The sequence below is a fragment of the Photorhabdus sp. RM323S genome, assembly GCF_042879375.1.
GTDB classification, from domain to species: domain Bacteria; phylum Pseudomonadota; class Gammaproteobacteria; order Enterobacterales; family Enterobacteriaceae; genus Photorhabdus; species Photorhabdus tasmaniensis.
Window position 1 is genome coordinate 1 of record NZ_JBHFKZ010000144.1, and the last position, 1,491, is coordinate 1,491.

At 38.5% G+C, this 1,491-nt stretch carries 1 protein-coding gene and 1 pseudogene; both read left to right on the top strand.

The window, feature by feature from the left end:
• Positions 1–430 (top strand): annotated as a pseudogene (locus ACGF7G_RS22285) (hypothetical protein); the annotation flags it as partial.
• 128 nt (positions 431–558) lie between these two features.
• Positions 559–1,350 carry a hypothetical protein gene (locus ACGF7G_RS22290; protein WP_387468462.1) on the top strand — a complete coding sequence of 264 codons (792 nt, stop codon included), beginning with the start codon at positions 559–561 and terminating at the stop codon, positions 1,348–1,350.
• The last annotated feature ends 141 nt before the right edge of the window (positions 1,351–1,491 follow it).

A 1,491-nucleotide genomic window follows, 5' to 3' on the forward strand; every position in this document is an offset into this window, starting at 1 on the left:
GCAATTAGATATGGTGCTGGAAGGGGCGTTAAATCTGTCATTTAAATATGCCAGCAATGAAGAGCGGGAAATGGAATTCCAGTTGGGGGATAGCGTCAGGGGTATGCTGGCGATTAGGGCGGAAACGAATATTCAGGCGGGTTTTAAATATTATCTGGTAGAAGGATATTTTAAAGCCGGTGCAGATATTGAAGCGGAAGGGTGTTTTGAACTGGATAAGCAGGATAACGGGTTATATCTGGTATTTTTTCATGAGGGGATTGTTGCCAGTTATTATGTGGAGTATGGGGTGGGAAGCAAGCCACCTAAAAATAATGATGATTCTTCCAAACAAAAGAGCAAAATGGATGATAAGAAACAAAAAAAATGGGAGATATATCCAAAACTGCCGAAGGAAAAATCAACATATAAACTGAGGTTATCACAATGAAAAATTTTTTTGTATTTTTTATGGCCTTATTTTCATTATCAGCTTATGGGAAAAATATGATGGATAAAATTAAATATATTACTTATTTAGAAACTAATCGGGCACGTTGTGTCCTTAGGGTCAATGGAATGTACACTTTAAGTAATCTCAATTCAATGACTGGCACCATCTCGACCGGGTACAATGTTGCGCCATTATTGGAAAATGGTAAAAACACTATCTATATCGAAATGGCCCCGTTTAGTGATGCGGAAGAGGGATATATTTACAAAGATAAGCAGGCGGAGTGCAAAGTCAGACTGGTAAGGATGACACCTTACCAGTCTGATGAAATCACGAATATTATTGCCAGTGTGGCAGATAAAAACGGTATAGCGGAGCCTAATAGTATGAAATCCATTAATTTTAATATTGATACCGCTCAGTACAGTAAAATTACGGAAAAGAATCTCAAGGATGAAGGTATTTATTATGCGGAGCGGACAGTGACATTAAATGATCTGCCTGTCTGGGCCTGGACGACAGCTACCCCTCTGCCGGAAACAGCGGCAAGCACTGAACTGGTTAAGAAAGCCTATGAAGATATCTGGCAAATAATGAAAAATAAAGATTTGGCTGCTTTACAATCGGCCGCCAAATTAATGTTGTCTGAACATGCCCAGGCCAATGACAGTACAGAGCAGAGTTATTTTGATTCTTATGACTTTAAGGAAGATTTTGATAACGGGTATCAGGCGGTACCGATTGATTGGAGTAAGTATAAGTTAATGCGTTATATGGGTAGCCGATTATTCCGATTTCAGCGTGAGCATAGTAATAATTCACCCTTGTTGTTTGAAAATAAAAACAATAGCGAAGATGGATTCACATTCAGCCCCTATTTTTCTTTAATCAATGGAAAAGTGGTGATTTCAAGGTAACTATGATTTCTTTTAGATAACTCAGTATTAACTGCTTCTGGCAGTTAATACTGAGAAGTAAGGAAAAACTATGCTCTCAGTGAACATGAAAAGCGCCGTATGCGATTGTAAAATCCCGGACCCTTGCATTCACAAATTAAC